13 protein-coding genes and 6 tRNA genes are annotated in these 18,162 nt (G+C 50.1%); all 19 read left to right on the forward strand.

Going from position 1 to position 18,162, the window contains the following annotated elements; genetic code table 11:
- The first annotated feature begins 88 nt into the window (after positions 1 to 88).
- The 19 genes from ACFPOF_RS16530 (at position 89) to ACFPOF_RS16620 (ending at position 18,159) form a co-directional block, all read left to right on the forward strand.
- A complete protein-coding gene (locus ACFPOF_RS16530; protein WP_378134583.1) occupies positions 89 to 226 on the forward strand; it encodes a hypothetical protein in 138 nt (45 codons plus the stop codon).
- A gap of 1,050 nt (positions 227 to 1,276) precedes the next feature.
- Positions 1,277 to 1,352: transfer RNA gene (locus tag ACFPOF_RS16535), tRNA-Phe, on the forward strand.
- 5 nt (positions 1,353 to 1,357) lie between these two features.
- Positions 1,358 to 1,432: transfer RNA gene (locus ACFPOF_RS16540), tRNA-His, on the forward strand.
- Positions 1,433 to 1,436: 4 nt separating this feature from the next.
- Positions 1,437 to 1,510, forward strand: a tRNA-Gln gene (locus tag ACFPOF_RS16545).
- Between the two features lie 3 nt (positions 1,511 to 1,513).
- A tRNA-Asp gene (locus tag ACFPOF_RS16550) sits at positions 1,514 to 1,589 on the forward strand.
- 5 nt (positions 1,590 to 1,594) lie between these two features.
- Positions 1,595 to 1,682 (forward strand) — tRNA-Tyr (locus ACFPOF_RS16555).
- 6 nt (positions 1,683 to 1,688) lie between these two features.
- Positions 1,689 to 1,766, forward strand: a tRNA-Glu gene (locus tag ACFPOF_RS16560).
- A 33-nt stretch (positions 1,767 to 1,799) separates the two neighbouring features.
- Positions 1,800 to 2,405 carry a ribonuclease H-like YkuK family protein gene (locus ACFPOF_RS16565; RefSeq protein WP_378134585.1) on the forward strand — a complete coding sequence of 202 codons (606 nt, stop codon included), beginning with the start codon at positions 1,800 to 1,802 and terminating at the stop codon, positions 2,403 to 2,405.
- A gap of 492 nt (positions 2,406 to 2,897) precedes the next feature.
- A complete protein-coding gene (locus ACFPOF_RS16570) occupies positions 2,898 to 4,010 on the forward strand; it encodes a slipin family protein (protein WP_378136001.1) in 1,113 nt (370 codons plus the stop codon).
- A 149-nt stretch (positions 4,011 to 4,159) separates the two neighbouring features.
- Complete coding sequence (locus ACFPOF_RS16575; RefSeq protein WP_378134587.1) at positions 4,160 to 5,980, forward strand: sensor histidine kinase; 1,821 nt, start codon at positions 4,160 to 4,162, stop codon at positions 5,978 to 5,980.
- Positions 5,977 to 7,563, forward strand: coding sequence for a response regulator transcription factor (locus ACFPOF_RS16580; RefSeq protein ID WP_378134589.1), 1,587 nt, complete (start codon positions 5,977 to 5,979; stop codon positions 7,561 to 7,563). The genes ACFPOF_RS16575 and ACFPOF_RS16580 overlap by 4 nt, the downstream gene beginning before the upstream one ends.
- A 151-nt stretch (positions 7,564 to 7,714) precedes the next feature.
- Complete coding sequence (locus tag ACFPOF_RS16585) at positions 7,715 to 9,046, forward strand: ABC transporter substrate-binding protein (RefSeq protein WP_378134591.1); 1,332 nt, start codon at positions 7,715 to 7,717, stop codon at positions 9,044 to 9,046.
- Between the two features lie 85 nt (positions 9,047 to 9,131).
- Positions 9,132 to 10,853: a sensor histidine kinase gene (locus tag ACFPOF_RS16590; RefSeq protein WP_378134593.1), complete on the forward strand. Its 1,722-nt coding sequence runs from the start codon at positions 9,132 to 9,134 to the stop codon at positions 10,851 to 10,853.
- A complete protein-coding gene (locus tag ACFPOF_RS16595) occupies positions 10,841 to 12,121 on the forward strand; it encodes a response regulator transcription factor (protein ID WP_378134595.1) in 1,281 nt (426 codons plus the stop codon). The genes ACFPOF_RS16590 and ACFPOF_RS16595 overlap by 13 nt, the downstream gene beginning before the upstream one ends.
- Before the next feature lie 114 nt (positions 12,122 to 12,235).
- Positions 12,236 to 13,882, forward strand: coding sequence for a type 2 periplasmic-binding domain-containing protein (locus ACFPOF_RS16600; RefSeq protein WP_378134597.1), 1,647 nt, complete (start codon positions 12,236 to 12,238; stop codon positions 13,880 to 13,882).
- A gap of 91 nt (positions 13,883 to 13,973) precedes the next feature.
- The gene (locus tag ACFPOF_RS16605) at positions 13,974 to 14,828 is read left to right on the forward strand and encodes an ABC transporter permease (RefSeq protein ID WP_378136003.1); all 855 of its coding nucleotides are present in this window, start codon (positions 13,974 to 13,976) and stop codon (positions 14,826 to 14,828) included.
- Positions 14,829 to 14,837: 9 nt separating this feature from the next.
- Positions 14,838 to 15,743, forward strand: coding sequence for a carbohydrate ABC transporter permease (locus tag ACFPOF_RS16610; RefSeq protein ID WP_378134599.1), 906 nt, complete (start codon positions 14,838 to 14,840; stop codon positions 15,741 to 15,743).
- 152 nt (positions 15,744 to 15,895) lie between these two features.
- Positions 15,896 to 17,227, forward strand: a complete 1,332-nt coding sequence (locus ACFPOF_RS16615; protein ID WP_378134601.1) for an ABC transporter substrate-binding protein — start codon at positions 15,896 to 15,898, stop codon at positions 17,225 to 17,227.
- Between the two features lie 65 nt (positions 17,228 to 17,292).
- Positions 17,293 to 18,159 (forward strand): carbohydrate ABC transporter permease, encoded by an 867-nt coding sequence (locus ACFPOF_RS16620; RefSeq protein WP_378134603.1) that lies wholly within the window; start codon positions 17,293 to 17,295, stop codon positions 18,157 to 18,159.
- The last annotated feature ends 3 nt before the right edge of the window (positions 18,160 to 18,162 follow it).

An 18,162-nucleotide genomic window follows, 5' to 3' on the forward strand; every position in this document is an offset into this window, starting at 1 on the left:
CAGGTATTGGAAAAAAATCGTTGACAGCCTTCTTTGGCGTCGCGTATGATTGGCACATTACTTTTCGAGGGAAAGGAGACGGTCGAATATGAAGAAGGCGAGCTTATATGGCATGATCGAGAAGCATCTGCAGTGGAATCCCGAGACGGATCGCCATTTCTTTCCGCATGCGCGGCAGCTTCGACGCGTCGGTACCCCTTTCTCTACGGGACGTTTAGGCCGTTAACGATTTACCGGCTTAACGATTGTTCGAGAGCGGAAGGGCTGCCTGCGGGCGGTCCTTTTTTTGTTTGTGTTGGCGGATTTTCTAGTAATGCGGGCATTGCTGGGCGGGAAGCCACGACCATTGGCCGGACGAGGAGCCGCGACCGCTGTTACGATGTTTTTTATCGCACGAATGGCGATTTAGAAAAATATTGGCGCTGGTGTGATGATTTTGATCGTATGGCGGCTGAAGTTCGGCTCAATTTGCAAAATTGGACGCTGTTACGATGTTTTTCATCGCACGAAGGCGCCGAATGTAGTGGTTTGATGCTGTTGCGATGAAAATCATCGTTACAGGCTGTTTTGCAGGGCTGTCCCATACGGATTGCAAGGATAAATTCCCATAAATAATAAAATATGGTTGACAGCGAAAAAGAGACGATGCTATGATGAGCGACATGAAACGAAAACGACAAGACGAGGTGAGGAAAATGAACCCATTGTTCCAGACGATCGAGACGTATAGCAAGCTAGATTGCCGCGAGCAAGAGAGCCATTTTACGAATCCTCAGTTTCATATACGATGTCTTTGCGAACGCGAAAGAGAGCGGTCGAATGATCGGGAAGGCGAGTCATTGTTATCCTGATCGAACGACGACTGCATCTGTACATATGCGGGAAGCGAAGACGACTTGTAGCCGAATGGACTTTTTCTAAGGGCGGAATACTCCTGAAAAGGTCGACGGCGAAAGTGGTCTTTTTTTATTCACCAAGGGAGAGGCGGGAAACGGGCATGAGAAACGGAGAACAGAAGCATTATCCATCGTGCGATCGGGAGACGAACCGGAATTTTAACGGCGGGCTCCATGATTTCCTATTGCCTCATATCCATTTAGGTAGCCGATATACGAACGGAAGGAGCGAGTCGCCGCCATAAGGCGGGAACGTTTCCTCGTCGAGCGGGCGAAACGATGCCTGAACGATTCGCGTATCGAGCTACCTGAACCGGACGATCCGTTCGCTGCCAATCGGCAGCCGCGGCGCCGGGTTAGGTAGCTTTTTTGTTCTATACGGTCGGGTAGCTCCAATGGTAGAGCGGCGGTTTGAAGAACCGCGCGATGAAGGTTCGAATCCTTCTCCGACCGCCAGTATGGAGGCCATGGCGAAATGGCGAACGCGGCGGACTGTGGATCCGCAAGTACCGGTTCGATCCCGGTTGGCCTCCCCAATATAGCCCGATAGCCAAGCGGCAAGGCAGATGACTTTGAATCATCGATCGCAGGTTCGACTCCTGCTCGGGCTGCCATAAGGTTCCTTAGCTCAATCGGGAGAGCGTCGGTTTGTCAGACCGAAGGCAGCGGGTTCGAAACCCGTAGGGACCGCCATACGCGGGAGCATAGAGCGTAATCGGAAGCGTCTTCGGCTGTAAACCGAATGTGCGTCGCACCTTGGAGGTTCAAGTCCTTCTGCTCCCACCAAACTACGGCTCCGTTGACAAAACGGCTTAAGTCACCAGGCTTTCAACCTGGTCAGTGCGGGTTCGAGTCCCGTCGGAGCCCCCAAATCCAATTCAACAAAGAAAAATGGTGAAAACGATGAAAAGGCGCAGGCAATCCCCCGTCCATGAAACGCTCTTCCGCAACCTGTCGGAAAAAAATTTGAATATCGACGACGTGTTCGAGCGGATCAGCCGCTTCATGCGGGAGGAGCCGCGCGCCGCGTATCAGCTCATCATCGGCACGGATGCGCAGGTGCACGCCGGACATACGAAGTTCGTGACGTCCGTCGTCATCTATCGTCCGGGGCGCGGCGCATGGTTTTGTTACCGCCAAACGATCGTCCCTCGCGAGATTCGCTCGCTGCAGGAGAAGCTGTCGCTCGAGACGACGCTCAGCCAAGAGCTCGCGGCGCTCGTCGACGGCGACCGGCGCGGCATGCTGGAGGATATCCTGCTTCCTTACGTCTATCAAGGCGCGGAACTCCAAGTCTTCGTCGACATCGACGCGGGCACGGACGCGAAGCGCAACAAGACGTCTGCTTACGTCGCCGACATGGTCGGCCGGGTCGAAGCGATGGGGCTGACGGCGAGAGTGAAGCCGGAGGCGATCGGCGCTTCCGCCGTGGCGAATCGGTTCACGAAGACGCCGTATCGAGGCGGCGGGTCGTTATCGGCGGCAGCGGCCGGAACCTTGCGTCGTTAATCTTTTACCCTATATAAAACCATCGGGTCTGCGTGTTCGGCGCCGTCCTGCGATCGCCGGGATTTCCGAATGGTCCCGCAGTGCCGAGGCGTTTCGTCTACGGTATGCTGCAGGCACGGGCGGCGCAGACCCACCAATTGGAGGTTCGAATCCTCCTCACATTCAGATGTGAGCCATGGTAGGCACTCGACTGTTAATCGAGACCAATCACCCAGCAAGACCAACGCCTGAACCGAAATCCTCGGCGAACACCTTCGGGGATGTCGCGCCTCGCGCCAAGCTTTGCGGTCCGCGGATACAGACGGGGGCAGGTTCGTTCGCGCCGCTCTTCAAAGACGACAAGCCAATGATCGTAAGAGGATCGGAGGCCATCGTCCAAGGACGACGAGTGCCGACGTTCCCTATTCCGTCTCAAGCGAGACTTCCGCCGAAGCGCGGGGGAGGATTTTCGGGAAAGGCAACCCATTATTTCATGATCGAAAAGAGGAATCCATCGCAATGAAAGCAATCATCCGAGCCGACGAACGGGGACTCCTGTTCAAAGACGGCAACTACGTTCGTTACTTGAAACCCGGCACGTACCGGTTTTGGCCTCTGGCCGAATACAAAATCGTTACGCTAAACGTGAACAAACCTTTTGCCGTACCCGACCGGGACCTCCAGTTGTTCCTACAAGACGCGGAGCTTGCAAGCGAGCTGACGGTCGTGGACGTGCAAGATTACGAATATGCGCTGCACTTCGAGGACGGCAAAATCGTCCGACTCCTTCCTACGGGCCAATATGCGTTCTGGAAAGGTTGGAAAAATAACGCGTTCGTTAAGATTGATACCCGAGAGCCCGAAATCGACGTTTCGATCGACGTCTCCGTGCTCGCCCGGTTGAATGCCGCTTACGTGCAATCGTTCGATGTCGCGACGTATGAGACGGGCGTCCTGTTCATCGGAGGACAGTACCGGAAGACGCTCGCGCCCGGCAAGTATTACTTCTGGAAAGGTCCGGTGAGCACGGTCGTCAAGACGATCGACATGAGGCAGCTTCAGCTCGATCTGACGGGCCAGGAAATCATGACGGAGGACAAAGCGACGCTGCGCTTGAACTTCGTCTGCCAATACCGGATCGTGGACCCGCTGAAGGCGCTCGAGTTCAAAGCGCTCGAAGACCAGCTCTATGTGCTGCTGCAGCTCGTGCTGCGGGAATACGTCGGCGCTTTGAAGCTGGACGAATTGCTTCGAACGAAGCAGGAGGTTGGCGCGTACGTGCTGGAAAAGATGAATAAGCGCGGCGCGGAGCTTGGCGTCGCTTTCCGGGAGGCCGGCGTCAAGGACATCATCCTTCCCGGTGACGTGAAGGAAATCCTGAACACCGTCCTGATCGCGGAGAAACAAGCGCAAGCGAACCTGATCATGCGGCGGGAAGAAACAGCATCCACGCGCAGCTTGCTGAACACGGCGAAGCTGCTCGACGAGAACGAGACGCTCTTCCGGCTCAAGGAGCTCGAGTTCATGGAGAGAATCTGCGACAAAGTCGGCACGATCTCCCTGTCCAACGGCGGCAACTTGCTTGAGCAATTGAACGCTCTCGTATCCGCCAAAGGAAAAACATAGTGCTGAAGCCAATCGGAGTCTGCATGGCCAAGTCTTATGCGTCTCATAACCCCCAAGCCCAGTGGCTTGGGGGTCTTCGCGATCTGGCGATCGGCAATGGTATAATCATGGGGTCGATAGAAAGATAATACCCGAAAGGGGGGTTATGGATGATTCGGATTAAACGCAGAATGAACTTGATCACGCTCATTCTGCTTCTCATGTGTATTATTATAATCCCGGTTCTATCCCAAGGTTATATGTTGGGCAAGGGAGCAGTTAAACAAGTGGAAACGCTGTACGATAAATCGGTTTCCAGCAATATGGAGTCGCTCTCCATAAGCTTGGATTTCTACGTGAATCATATCGAGGATTATATTCGCACTCTGTCGCAGGACCAGGAATTGCAGAGGCTGCTGAACCGGAATGCCGACGTCCCTGCCAGCGACCACGCGATCAGAGAGCGCCTGAAATCCTTCACCGCGGCCTACCGGTTAAGAGTGCCCTTATACGTACAAATTCTTACCGAGCAAGGGGAAGTATTCAGCAATAGCGTCTTGCACGATACGGAAATCGAAAGGTTTAAGCAAGTCGTAAGCGGGTTTAATTGGCCAAAGGATAGAATTCCTTATGACAATAACATCATGTATCGCAATGTGGGCGCTAATTTCCACGATCTCTCCAGCGGACATAACGCCTTGTATTTTACGAAAAATATCGTGCAAGGGAACCAGGCTCTCGGTCTCCTGAACGTAGAGGTGAACGACAGCTTATTTCAACGGCTGCTGCGCAAAATTCAACTGAATAGCTCTACGCTCGCTTTCATTAGCCAAGGAGACGGCGTATTGCTCATTTCGAGCGAGGACAATGACTCTCATCTGCAGGAGTTATCGAAAAGCGCGATTTCCAAGGCAAAGAAAGACGGAGGAGAGTACGAAAGCTTCCACATCAAATGGGACGGGCAAAGCTACTTCTGCTCCATTCAGAATATCCCTTTTTTAAGTTGGTATTTAATTGCGTTAACGCCCGAGGAATTGCTGGCAAGCCCGACTAAACAGTTATGGAATCATACGCTAACCGTAACGGTTGCCTCGATTGTTCTAATCTCGCTCATTCTGTATATTTTCACGAGAAAAGCGATGGTACCCATCTTGAATTTATCCAAGACGGTCCGCAAAATTCGTTTTAACGATTCCGGACAAGGTCCAAATATCAATTGGCAGTTCCAGTACAAGGGGCTGGAAGAGATCGAAATATTGTTCTCGGGCATTCAACAGATGGTGAGCCGCATTAACGGACAGATCGAGAGAATCCAAACGGATGAACGGGAAAAATCGAACCTGGAATTAAATCTGTTGCTCTCGCAGATTAAACCCCATTTTCTGCATAATTCGATCAATTCGATCCGCTGGATGGCGGAAATGAAGGGCGAGAAGACGATCGCCCAGACGCTTGTCAATCTGAGCAGCATGCTCAACTATACGTTAAGCAAATCGCTCACGATCTGGAGCACGATCGGCGAAGAAATGGATTATGTAAGAAGTTATATCGCTTTTCAGGAGAAACGTATTTTTATGAAAATCGAAACGGTATGGGATGTGCCGCAGGGGGTTCTGAGCGCAAGAATTTTGAAATTAACGCTGCAGCCTATCGTCGAGAATGCCATCTTGCACGGGTTTGCCGATCTGGAGGGGATTACGCCGAGATTAACGCTGTCGTGTGTGTTGGAAGAGGAGCAGGTACGGGTGGAAGTCTCGGATAACGGAGTCGGTATTGAGGAAGCTGCCCTTGCCGGCATGCTGCTATTCGATCCGAACGAGTCGGAGAACGAGGAGAAAATATCGGGTATCGGATTAAAAAACGTGCATCGCCGTTTGCAATTGGAGTTCGGTACGCGTTATGGTATCGACATTCGAAGTGAACGAGGTAAGGGGACGACCGTCGCGCTGACTTTTCCTTATATCGATCATAATGGGGGCGTTTCCGAATGAAAGTGATGATTATCGAAGACGATATGCTCGTTAGAATGGGAATCAAATCGTTAATACCTTGGTCTGAAATGGGACTTGAAGTCGTCTGCGAAGCCAGGGATGGAGCCGAGGCCGTAGAACTGTACGAGACTTATTTGCCTGACATCGCGCTTGTGGATATTCTGCTTCCGAAGATGAACGGGCTGGACTTCATAGAGAAAGTGAAACCGCTCAACCCTCGGGGAGAGTTTATTATTCTTACCTGCAATCAGGATTTCGAAACGGTGCGCCAATCGCTGCGTCTGGGCGTTCATGATTTCATCGTCAAATCGACGATGGAGATTGAAGAGCTTCAACGTATTTTGAAGCAGTTAACGGACAAAATGAAAGCCAAGCTGTCGGAGCATACGCAGTCGGAGCAACCGGCTTCGGAGGCGGGGTCGCGATTTATTCGCAAAGCAGGACTATTGAGAGATTGGCTGCACGGCTTGTATAACGGCGTCGAGACGGAAGATTTTGCCGAGAAGCTGGGCGAATTCAAGCATTTTCTTGAAGAGGGGCACTATCAGGCGTGGGTCGTAGCATTAAATAATTCCCGGAACGATTCGATTCTAACTTCCCAGGAAGTCGCGAAAATCGGCCATTCGATCGATCATATGGCAGCGGAGCTTTACCGGGGCAAGCTTATCGGGTTCGTGGAGAACATCAAAGACAACTGTTGGCATGTTCTGCTGCGTAGCGGGAACGGCATGGAGATCGATCCGGGGCTGTTGATCGTCTCCGTCGCGCAGTATCTCGGCCATTCTCTATCCATCGCGGTAAGCGATCGGTTTACGGAGTGGCGGGAGTGGATCGACTATGACCGACAAGCGGGCGAGCTGCTCAGCCTTAAATATTATCGCGAGAACGATCATCTGTTCCAAGGGGAGCCGCCCGAATCCACGCTTTCCGATGCCGTGTTTATTTGGAAAAAGGCGATGATGAACAAGCTGTCCGGCTTTCAATTCGAGCAGGCGGAGGAGCATCTTGCCGACCTGAAGCGGGTCATCGGCCCGCCTTATCCGAAGCCAAATCTGGTTCACAATGTACTGGAGGACGTATTGTTCCAACTGAAGCAAATATACGAAATGACGGGAAGACGTCAGTTGGACGCACAACTCCAAAGAACAGAACTGCTGGACTGCGCTTCGTTAACGCAAGCCGTGGATTTGCTGCATAATGCCATCCATGTCTTGCAGGACCCTCTATCCAAGGAGAAGAACGGGCATGAGAGAAAGAAGTTCGTTGATGCTACCGAGTTATTCATTCAGGAGCATCGCTTCGAAGAAATCAGTCTGAACGGCATAGCTGCGCACTTGAAAATAAGTCCGGTATATCTTAGCCGGATTTATAAAGAAGAGAAGGGGATTTCCTTCAGCACCGCCGTAGTGACGGCCAAGGTGGAGCAAGCTGAAACGATGATACGCAGCGGAATGACTTTAACCGAAATTTCCGATAAGCTGGGTTATTTGAATCTCAGTTCGTTTACCCGAATGTTCAAGAAAATCAAGGGCATCGCTCCGTCGCATTACGCGGAATCGGATTCGGACACGGAAACGGATTAAAAGATGTCAACACTAAGTTAAAAAATGATAAGCCTGTGCGACGCCGGATATAAAGTGATAAATCAAATGGTTGGCTTAGGACATTCATCTGCGTAAGGAAAGCTTCTACACTAGCTACAAGACATCAACAAACGAAAGAGGGAAGCTTTCCATGAAACTTAGAAAAGGGTCTGTCTTAACCGCCGCATCGATCATGGCCATGGCGCTCATGCTTAACGCGTGTGGCAGTGGCAATAATGAAAGCGCTTCTTCCGCCGGCAACGGGGAGAAAAAAGTGAACCTCGTGTTTTGGAATTCAGGGTTTGCCACCATTGACGAGAATAACAAATCCAAGAAAAAAGAAGACTTCTACATCTCCCAAGCGGTGGCGCGGTACGAGAAGCTGCATCCGAACATCACGATCGACGTGCAGGACGTCCCTTCCGGAGACGAGCTGTTCGCCAAATTCCAGACGGCGAGCATCGCCAAGAACGGTCCCGACCTGACCGTACTCTGGTCCGGTTCGTATATGCTCCGCTTCAAGCAGTTCTTGGAGCCGATGGATCCGTACTTCACGAGCGAAGAGAGAAACAGAATCGTCGGGTGGAGCGCGACGACGGAAGACTTCACGAATGAAGGCAAAGCGTACGGCGTCCCGTTCGGGACGGACGGCACGTTCCTGCTGGCGTATAACAAGAAGATCTTCGCCGATGCGGGAGTTGATCCCGTCGCCCAACGTCCGAAAAACTTCCAAGAATTCGTAGCCATGCTGGAAAAAATCAAATCGAAAAGCGTAACCCCGCTCGGATTATTCAAGGACAGCTTCCTCCACGTGCCGGACTACTGGATTGCTCAGACGGTGGACATCCCGGGGCTCGACAGCTTGGTTCAAGGCACGTCAAACTTCTCCGATCCTAAACTTGTTAACGTCATGAAAGGCTGGCACGAGCTATTCGCCAAAGATTTGGTCATCGCGGACGATTCCGTTCGTCAATTGTTTATCCAAGGGCAACTGGGCATGACCGTAGGCGCCAATTCGGACATCTTGAACTTCAGCAAAGAGATGGGCGATAACATGGGCTTCATGAAAATTCCGGACTTCAGCGAGGATGTCAAAATCCATGATGGCGGTCCCGGCGGCGTCGGCGCTGCGTTCGTCGTGACGAATTACACCGGGCATGCCAAAGAAGCGGCCGATTTCGTTAAGTTCCTCATGAGCAAGGAAGAACAAATCAACAAAATCAAGTCGGGCGAAGCGCGGATTACCGTCGTGAACGACGTCGACGTGAACGAATACGTATCCGATCCGTTAGTGAAAACGATGCAAGATATGGCGAACGAGCCGAGCACGATTTTCTGGCCGGATAACGTGTATCCTGCGGAGCTTACGAGCGAGATGATGTCGTTGCAATCGCTTGTTTCCAGCGGAAAAATGACGGCGGAAGAATTCATGAAGAAAATAGACCAGAAACGCGATGAGCTTCTAAAAAGCAAAAGCAAATAACAACGATAGGAAACGGCCTCCCTTTAAGGGAGGTCGCTTTTGTACACGGCAAGGAGGAAGATAAAACTCGGGGGGATGGCGACGAGTGAACAAGCTCCGCAATTCTTTTTTTTCTAAATTGATCGTCATTCTACTGCTGGTCAACATACCGGTAGTCATGGGTATGCTTGTTTTTTTCTTTCAAAGCATGTCTTCCTTAAAAGTGAATGCAATGGAATCGATCCGGCAAAACCAAGGTGAATTGACGAAGACGGTAGAGAGCGATATCGATTACGTAAAGCAACAATTATTTAAAATATCCAATATGAGCGACTGGAATGAGCTTAACTCTGGCGGTCCCGATGGTATCGACTATAACGGGATTTCCGCGATCAATCGCTTCCGAGAGAGATTCCAGAATACATTGGATACGAGCCGGCTCTTCTCGGATGTGTGGGCCAATATCCCTTCCGTCGACAGGCGGTTCTCGGCCAAGAACGGATTGGAAGAGTTTAATGCGGAAGAAGAAAACAAAATCAGATCATTCTACCACGATTTCAAGCGTGTCGCGGCGTGGGACGGGAGAATGTTTATCACGTCCCAAAGCGGGTACTTGGAAGATTCGGCTGTGAATATAGCAGCAGAAATCGATAGGCAGAAATTATGGAAGCTTGCCGATTCCCGGAAAAGCTTTGCGAACGAGGAAATCATTTTCGCTTTTCATGCCAACGAAGAAACGTACTTATACAATCCGGCGAGCAAGGTTGCGCGGGTGTTAATCCAAGGCGGATTTGCCATTAAGAATACGGATATTCCCCATCACCTACTGATTCAAACTTCCTCTTCCCTGGGGGACTTCACCGTATACAGTCTAGTTCCCACCTATGATGTCTACTCCTTTCTGCAACGCTTTTACACCAGTATGTTTTTCGTGCTTTTTTGTACGGTGGCGGCGATTGTCTCTTACTTTATCGTGGTTGGGCGACTTATCAAAAAACCGATTCGGATGTTGATAGATGGGTTTAAGCAAGTCGAGAAAGGGGATTTTTCTACTCGGCTTAAACGCAAGAGTAACGATGAAATTTCTTATCTTTACGGGAACTTCAACACGATGTCCGCGAAGCTAAGCGACTTAATTACTGAAAATTATATTAAAGAGATCTATGCGCAGCGTGCCATTTATCAGCAATTGCAATCGCAAATCAACCCGCACTTCTTATACAACAGCTTTTATGTTTTGCATCACATGATTAAAGAGGGCGACAACGAGAACGCGGAGGAATTCTCGATCGGGTTGAGTCGGTACTACAAATTTCTCACCCAAAATTCGCGCAGCGACGTACTGTTGCAGGAAGAAATGCTGCATACGGAAGTGTATATGAACATCATGAGAAAACGTTATGGCTCAAGGGTGTCCATTGACGTACATTGCGAAGATCCGTCCTTATTGCAGGTGGAGGTGCCGCGGCTTATTCTGCAGCCCTTCGTTGAAAACATCTTTAAATACGGCATGGGGTACAAACGCGAAAGCCTGCATGTAACGTTAGCGATTAGGCAGGAAGGCCAAGAGCTGATCATCCGCATTTCCGATAATGGCAAAGGGATAGAGGATGAACTCTTGGCGAAGTTCAAGAAAGAACTTTTGCTGCCGGATGCGCCATCCGACTCGGCTATTTTTAACATCAACAAACGATTAAAAATCAAATTCGGAACCGATTACGGCGTGTCCGTAACGAATGCCGCCAGCGGAGGATGTCAAGTAGAGATTAAAATACCCTATCGCTCGCAAGACACTGAAACGAGAGGTGTAGATACATGTATCGAATGATGGTCGTCGACGATGAAGCGGCAATAACCGATTGGCTTGAACAAGCCATCTCCGAGCGTTATGGCGGAAGGATCGAAGTATACAAAGCGTATTCCGCGGATGAATGCCTTGAATTGATGGCCAGGGGAAGCTTTCACATTCTGTTGACGGACATCAGTATGCCTTATGTATCCGGTCTCGAGTTGCTGAAAGCGGTCTCGGTCTATCACCCCAAAACGAAAAAACTAGTGTTATCCGCACATGACAATTTCGAGTATGCCAAAAGAGCCATCGACTTCGAGGTGACGGCCTATGTGCTGAAAAGCGAGGGAGACGAGGTTTTATTCGATGCCGTGGAAAAGGCGATCGCGGAGGCGGAAAGCGATCAAGAGATGTTTAGACTGTCGGAAAAGTTAAAGCTGCAATCTCAAAAATGGGATGGAGCGATTAGAAACAGCCATCTGCGGTGCTTGTTGTTTGGCGAAGTCGGTTTGGATGAGTTCGCGACAAAAGCAGGCAGCTCTTTGGATTTTACTCGTCCGATGGAAATGGCATTGCTTGCGATCGAAGTGCGGGACGTCTCGCAGCGAGCCTTCGCGATGATGGCGCTCGAGGCATCGCTGGCGGAATTCCTGAAACCGCATTTCGCTTATGAGCTGGTGGAGACGGGCATGTCGGAGGTTACCTTGCTGGCACAGATCAAGATTGTCGGCGGAGTGTATAGGGAAGCCGCCCAATTCTTGAAATTCCACTACGTGCTGTACGAAAAGGCGCAGGAAAGTTTCTATCATCTGGCAGGGCAGCACGTCAATATCATCTATTCGACGCAGGCCACGGGCACGGCCAATTTGCACGCCAAGTATGTTCGGTTCAAAGAAACGATGCAAAAGTTCTGCGATTTCGATTGCTCGATCATTTTACCCGAAACGACCAAACACGAAACATCCGGATCTTCTAACGCGACTAGCGGCATGAACAGAGAGATCGGAGTCGTACTGAAATATATCAGCCAAAACATGGACAAAGACTTATCGCTTATCCGGCTTGCGGATGTGGCGTATTTAAACTCCTCTTACTTGTCGCATTTGTTCAAACAGCAGGTGGGAATAAACATATCCGATTACGTAAAGGCCGAACGGATTCGAGTCTGTAAAGAAATGCTGGCAGACCCCAGGCCTAAAATTCACGAGATTGCGCGCCATGTCGGGTACGACAATGCTTCGTATTTCAGCCGTTTTTTCAAGAAAATGACCGGCATTACACCTCAAGAATACCGGAATTCGCTGTAACATCCAACGAAAAGGACAGAGATACAAAGAAAGCGTAACTATTTCCCGGGAGGTAAACGCATTAACATCAAGGTATACGAATCGTTTGATCAGGCATGAACAAGGGGGATATCAATGAAACGTCTATTTGTAAGCGCGACCATCGCGACGGTTGCGTTCTCGTTAACGGCTTGCGCGGGCTCGTCAACCGAATCCGGAGGGGACAACGGCCAGAGTCAAGGACGGTCAAGCTGGAATGAGGCGGCAGGAAAATACGAGCCCAATATCACCCTAACGGTGGGAACCGCAGAGTCCGACCCCAATAGCGACAAGATCGCGGGTCAGACGCAAGAAGACAATGTGTGGATCGATGCATACCGGGACGATCTAGGGATCACATTCGAAGATATGTTTGTCGTCAGCAGCGCGCAGCTGGAAGAAAAACTGAATCTGCAAATCGCTTCAGGTCAAATTCCCGACCTGATGGCCGTCAATCGCAAGCAATTCGAGATGATCGTTAAATCGGGCTTGGCTACGGATTTGACCGAGGCGTACGACAAGTATGCCAGCGAAAAAACGAAAAAGTTCCTTATCGCGGACACTGGCATCTGTATGGACATGTCCAAAATAAACGGACGCTTGTATGCGCTGCCTGCGACTCAGGGGTACTTGGAAAGCGCCGGAGTTATCACCTGGTTGCGCAAAGATTGGTTGGACAAATTGAAGTTGAAAGTTCCTCAATCGTTCGATGAGTTATATAAGGTTATGCAAGCCTTTACGAATGACGACCCCGATGGCAATGGCGTGAAAGACACTTATGCCTTTACGACAAGCAATTCGTTAGACGAGTTGATCGGTTTGTTCGACAGCTTTGGGTCGCATCCCAAGTCTTGGGTGAAAAACGCTAACGGGGAAATCGTGTATGGCGGCACTCAGCCGGAAACGAAGGCGGCGCTTGCCTTCTTAAATAAAGCCTACAAGGAAGGCTTAATTAACCGCGAGTTCGGCGCCAATGACTGGAATCAATTTACCCAAGCCATCGATAGCAGCAAAGTAGGCGTTGCCTGGTTGCCATGGTATGCGGTCGATTGGCCGTTAGGGGCTTCTCACCGCGAGATGGGTGCCGAATGGATACCCGTCAAAATATTCGGTGCCGACGGCGGCGATGCCAAGGTCATGGGCGTTGCGGGTCCCGACACTTATTATGTCATTCGCAAAGGTTATGAACATCCTGAAGCGCTTGTTCAAATGTTTAACCTCTGGTTCGAAAAGGCATACGGCAGCAAGGAAGATATCCTCAAATATCACAAAAACGAAAAAGGCGAAATGCCCGCCAAGTTCAGTCAAGTCAAACCGTGGCTTGCCCATGAGGACATCGGGTACTATCTGAACATTCAAGACAAGCTGGCGGGCAAGGACGTGGGCGAAATGTCCCCCTCCAACGAGATGTATTACGAGGGCGTGGTGCGATATATAAAAAATCCTTCCGAGGATGACTATATTACCTACAAAATGTACGGCCCCGATAGCGCTAGCGGTATTCTGAACGATTATATGAAAAACGGTTTGGTTCTGCAGGAACAATACTATAGTACCGGTACGGAGACGATGAAAAAGAAATGGGGCGCGCTTGAAACGAAGAAGCTCGAAGCTTATGTGAAGTTGATTATGGGCGCAGAGCCTATCGATGCATTCGATGATTTCGTCAAAGACTGGGAATCCAGCGGCGGCAGTCAGGTCGTAAAAGAAGTGCGAGAAGCGGTACAGCACAATTTGAAATGAGGGTCTAACCGTGAAACGGAGACAAGCGCATAACCCGCGCCAAAGGTTAAACCGGCATGTGCTGAAAACACAGCTTACCTATCATGGCCTGATGCTGCCGGCGTGTATTGTTCTTGTCCTTTTTTCTTACGTGCCAATGTTCGGAATCATTATGGCTTTCCAAGACTTTATCCCTACCGACGGCATTTTCGGCTCGAGTTTCGTAGGGTTTGACAATTTCGTACATCTGTTCACGCTGGACAACATTCAGCAGGTTATGTATAACACGCTTTATATTTCGATCATGAAGATTATTCTCGGTCTTGCGGTGCCGATCGTTTTCGCGCTATTGCTTAACGAGGTGCGTAGCCGATTATTCGTCCGATCGGTACAGACCATCGTCTATCTTCCTTATTTTCTGAGCTGGGTCATCTTGGCGGGCGTCTTTATCGAAATACTGTCTCCTTCGAGCGGGGCGGTCAATCATGTATTAAAGCTATTCGGCATCGACTCGATTTTCTTCTTGGGGGACAAAGAATGGTTTCCCAACGTGATGATCCTAACCGATACGTGGAAGAGCTTCGGGTTTGGCACCATCGTGTATTTGGCGGCGCTTACGGGCATAGACCCTTCCTTGTACGAAGCGGCGAAAGTGGATGGAGCAAGCTATTTCCGGCAAATGTTTCACATCACGCTGCCTGGCATTACCCCTATCGTGGTGCTCATGACGGTGCTCTCTATCGGCGGTATCCTGGATGCCGGATTCGATCAAATTTATAACCTGTACAATCCGATCGTCTATGAAACGGGAGATATTCTGGATACGTTCGTGTACCGAGTGGGGATCAAGGATATGATGTTTTCGTTGTCGACTGCCGTGAGCCTGATCAAGTCGATCGTCTCCTTCGTGTTAATCGTGATCTCCTATAGGCTTGCCTATCGCTTAACGGAATATAAAATTTTTTAGGGAGCTGCCATGAGAACAACAAAGGCGAAGAACGGAATAAAAACCGGTTGGCAGAGAAAAGCGTTCATGAGCGGCAACCTGATCTTCCTGAGCTTGATTTCGCTCCTATGCATTCTTCCCTTGGTGCATATACTCGCCCTCTCCTTTAGTTCCTCCTTTGCCGCGTCCAGCGGCAAAGTGGGGATCTGGCCGGTCGATGCGACACTGGCGTCCTATAAATACGTGCTCCAAAACACGGCGTTCTGGCACGCATTCGTCGTCACGCTTAAACGCCTAGTGCTGGCTGTGCCGCTCACGCTGTTTATTATCTTTATCACGGCGTATCCGATGGCGAAAAGCAGTCAAAAGTTTAAGGGCAGGGAGTTTTACACGTACTTCCTGCTTATCCCGATGTTATTCGGAGGCGGACTGATTCCCGAGTATATGACTTATATGAAGTATGGCCTTGTCAACAATATTTGGGTGTTGGTGTTGCCCGGTTTGGTACCCATCTTCTCCGTCATTTTGTTGATGAACTTCATTCGGGATTTGCCGGCGGAGATGGAAGAGGCTGCAAGCATCGACGGCGCCGGCCCCCTCACCAGCTTGTTCAAGGTCGTCTTGCCGTTAGCTACGCCCGCGATCGCAACCGTCGCGCTGTTCTGCGTCGTGGGACACTGGAACTCGTGGTTCGACGGCATCTTGTACATGAACCATCCGAAGAACTATCCGTTGCAAAGCTTCTTGCAAAAAGCGCTTACCGCTTACGATACCAAAACGATTACCGCCAAGGATATGTCGTTAATGCGGATGATCTCGGATCAGACCACCCGTGCCGCCCAGATTTTCGTCGCAACGTTACCTGTGTTGTTGGTTTATCCGTTTTTGCAAAAGCATTTTACCAAAGGATTGGTCATGGGAAGCGTTAAAGGATAAAAGATGTCAACGCCGCTGTATAAAATGATAAATCCGTGCCGCGCCGGATATAAAGTGATAAATCAAATGGTTGGCTTAGGACATTCATCTGTTTATGTAAAGCTTCTATACTTGGACTCAAGACATCAACTAACGAAAGAGGGAAGCTTTCCATGAAACTTAGAAAAGGGTCTGTCTTAACCGCCGCATCGATCATGGCCATGGCGCTCGTGCTGAACGCGTGTGGCAGTGCCAATAATGAAAGCGCTTCTTCAGCCAGCAACGGAGAGAAGAAAGTCAATCTCGTGTTCTGGAATTCAGGGTTTGCCACCATTGACGAGAATAACAAATCCAAGAAAAAAGAAGACTTCTACATCTCCCAAGCGGTGGCGCGGTACGAGAAGCTGCATCCGAACATCACGATCGATGTGCAGGACGTCCCTTCCGGAGACGAGCTGTTCGCCAAATTCCAGACGGCGAGCATCGCCAAGAACGGTCCCGACCTGACCGTACTCTGGTCCGGTTCGTATATGCTCCGCTTCAAGCAGTTCTTGGAGCCGATGGATCAGTACTTCACGAGCGAAGAGAGATCCAGAATCGTCGGTTGGAGCGCTACGACGGAAGACTTTACGAACGAAGGCAAAGCCTACGGCGTCCCGTTCGGGACGGACGGCACGTTCCTCCTAGCTTACAACAAGCAGATCTTTGCTGATGCGGGAGTCGATCCCGTTGCCCAACGTCCGAAAAACTTCCAGGAGTTCGTAGCCATACTGGAAAAAGTCAAGTCGAAAAAGGTTACGCCGCTCGGTTTATTTAAAGACAGCTTCCTCCACGTGCCGGATTACTGGATTGCTCAGACGGTGGACATCCCGGGGCTCGACAGCTTGGTCAAAGGCACTTCGAACTTCTCCGATCCTAAGCTGGTGAAAGTGATGGAAGGCTGGCATCAGTTGTTCGCCAAAGATTTGGTCATCGCGGACGATTCCGTTCGCCAATTGTTTATCCAAGGGCAACTGGGCATGACCGTAGGCGCCAATTCGGACATCTTGAACTTCAGCAAAGAGATGGGCGATAACATGGGCTTTATGAAAATTCCGGACTTCAGCGAGGATGTCAAAATCCATGATGGCGGTCCCGGCGGCGTCGGCGCGGCATTCGTCGTGACGAATTACACCGGGCACGCCAAAGAAGCGGCCGATTTCGTTAAGTTCCTCATGAGCAAGGAAGAACAAATCAACAAAATCAAGTCGGGCGAAGCACGGATTACCGTCGTGAACGACGTCGACGTGAACGAATACGTATCCGATCCGTTAGTGAAAACGATGCAGGATATGGCGAACGAGCCGAGCACGATTTTCTGGCCTGATAACGTGTACCCTGCGGAGCTTACGAGCGAGATGATGTCGTTGCAATCGCTTGTTTCCAGCGGGAAAATGACGGCGGAAGAATTCATGAAGAAAATAGACCAGAAACGCGATGAGCTTCTAAAAAGCAAAAGCAAGTAAGGATTCGGTAAATGACCTCCCTCTATGGGAGGTCGCTTTTACAAAAGGCAAGGAGGAAGATCGGAATGAGTCTTAAGCAAGAACGTTGGGTAGGATGGGTCTCCTTGCTGCCGGCTTTTGTGCTATTGGCCATATTCGTGGGTTATCCCATGTTTAATACATTCTTTCACAGCTTCACGAAATGGGACGGGGTCACTTCCGTATTCGTAGGTTGGGATAACTTCAAGAACATCTTAAGCAACGGCGATTTGCCGCTCATGTTGCGGAACAATCTCATCTTTCTGATTTCCGTTCCGGGCATTCTGTTGATCTCGTTAACGGTGTCGGTGCTGCTGCATGAGGAGGTTAAAGGCTGGCGCTTTTTCCGTTCCGTTTATTATTTGCCGGCCATACTCTCTTCGGTCGTCATCGGTTTTCTGGCCAAATCGATGTTTACCAATCGAGGTGTCGTGAACACCCTTCTGGAAAAAGTCGGACTCGGTCATTTTACGGTGGATTGGCTGAATACGGTCCCGACCGAATTCATGATTTTGATCCTGTGCTTCTATTGGCAAACGCTCGGTCAAGGCACGCTTATTTTTCTATCGGGGCTGTCTTCAATCTCCAACGAATTGTTCGATGCCGCGAAAATAGACGGTGCCAGTTGGCGGCAGCGCTTGTTTTACATCGTCATCCCGTCTCTTTATCCGGCCATCTTTTATTTCACGATTGTTAACGTCATTTACGTATTCGTCGGGCTGTTCGGGCTTGTTTATTCGATTACGGGCGGAGGCCCGGGTTACGAAACGACTCCGATCGATTACATGATTTATATTCAAGCTTTCAGGAGCGGCAATATGGGTTATGCGAGCGCGCTTTCGGTATTTCTGTTCTTTATCGTCATGTTTATTACGTGGATTCAATTAAAAATATCCAGGCGCTTGGAGCAATAGGAG

This window comes from Cohnella soli, from assembly GCF_042655525.1.
Classification (GTDB): domain Bacteria; phylum Bacillota; class Bacilli; order Paenibacillales; family Paenibacillaceae; genus Cohnella; species Cohnella soli.

Bases quoted from the DNA above. Each gene is read 5' to 3' on its own strand.
- ACFPOF_RS16575 (WP_378134587.1), top strand. From the start codon at position 4,160: ATGATTCGGATTAAACGCAGAATGAACTTGATCACGCTCATTCTGCTT.
- ACFPOF_RS16605 (WP_378136003.1), top strand. From the start codon at position 13,974: ATGCTGCCGGCGTGTATTGTTCTTGTCCTTTTTTCTTACGTGCCAATG.
- ACFPOF_RS16585 (WP_378134591.1), top strand. From the start codon at position 7,715: ATGAAACTTAGAAAAGGGTCTGTCTTAACCGCCGCATCGATCATGGCC.
- ACFPOF_RS16600 (WP_378134597.1), top strand. From the start codon at position 12,236: ATGAAACGTCTATTTGTAAGCGCGACCATCGCGACGGTTGCGTTCTCG.
- ACFPOF_RS16565 (WP_378134585.1), top strand. From the start codon at position 1,800: ATGAAAAGGCGCAGGCAATCCCCCGTCCATGAAACGCTCTTCCGCAAC.
- ACFPOF_RS16620 (WP_378134603.1), top strand. From the start codon at position 17,293: ATGAGTCTTAAGCAAGAACGTTGGGTAGGATGGGTCTCCTTGCTGCCG.
- ACFPOF_RS16610 (WP_378134599.1), top strand. From the start codon at position 14,838: ATGAGAACAACAAAGGCGAAGAACGGAATAAAAACCGGTTGGCAGAGA.
- ACFPOF_RS16580 (WP_378134589.1), top strand. From the start codon at position 5,977: ATGAAAGTGATGATTATCGAAGACGATATGCTCGTTAGAATGGGAATC.
- ACFPOF_RS16615 (WP_378134601.1), top strand. From the start codon at position 15,896: ATGAAACTTAGAAAAGGGTCTGTCTTAACCGCCGCATCGATCATGGCC.
- ACFPOF_RS16595 (WP_378134595.1), top strand. From the start codon at position 10,841: ATGTATCGAATGATGGTCGTCGACGATGAAGCGGCAATAACCGATTGG.
- ACFPOF_RS16530 (WP_378134583.1), top strand. From the start codon at position 89: ATGAAGAAGGCGAGCTTATATGGCATGATCGAGAAGCATCTGCAGTGG.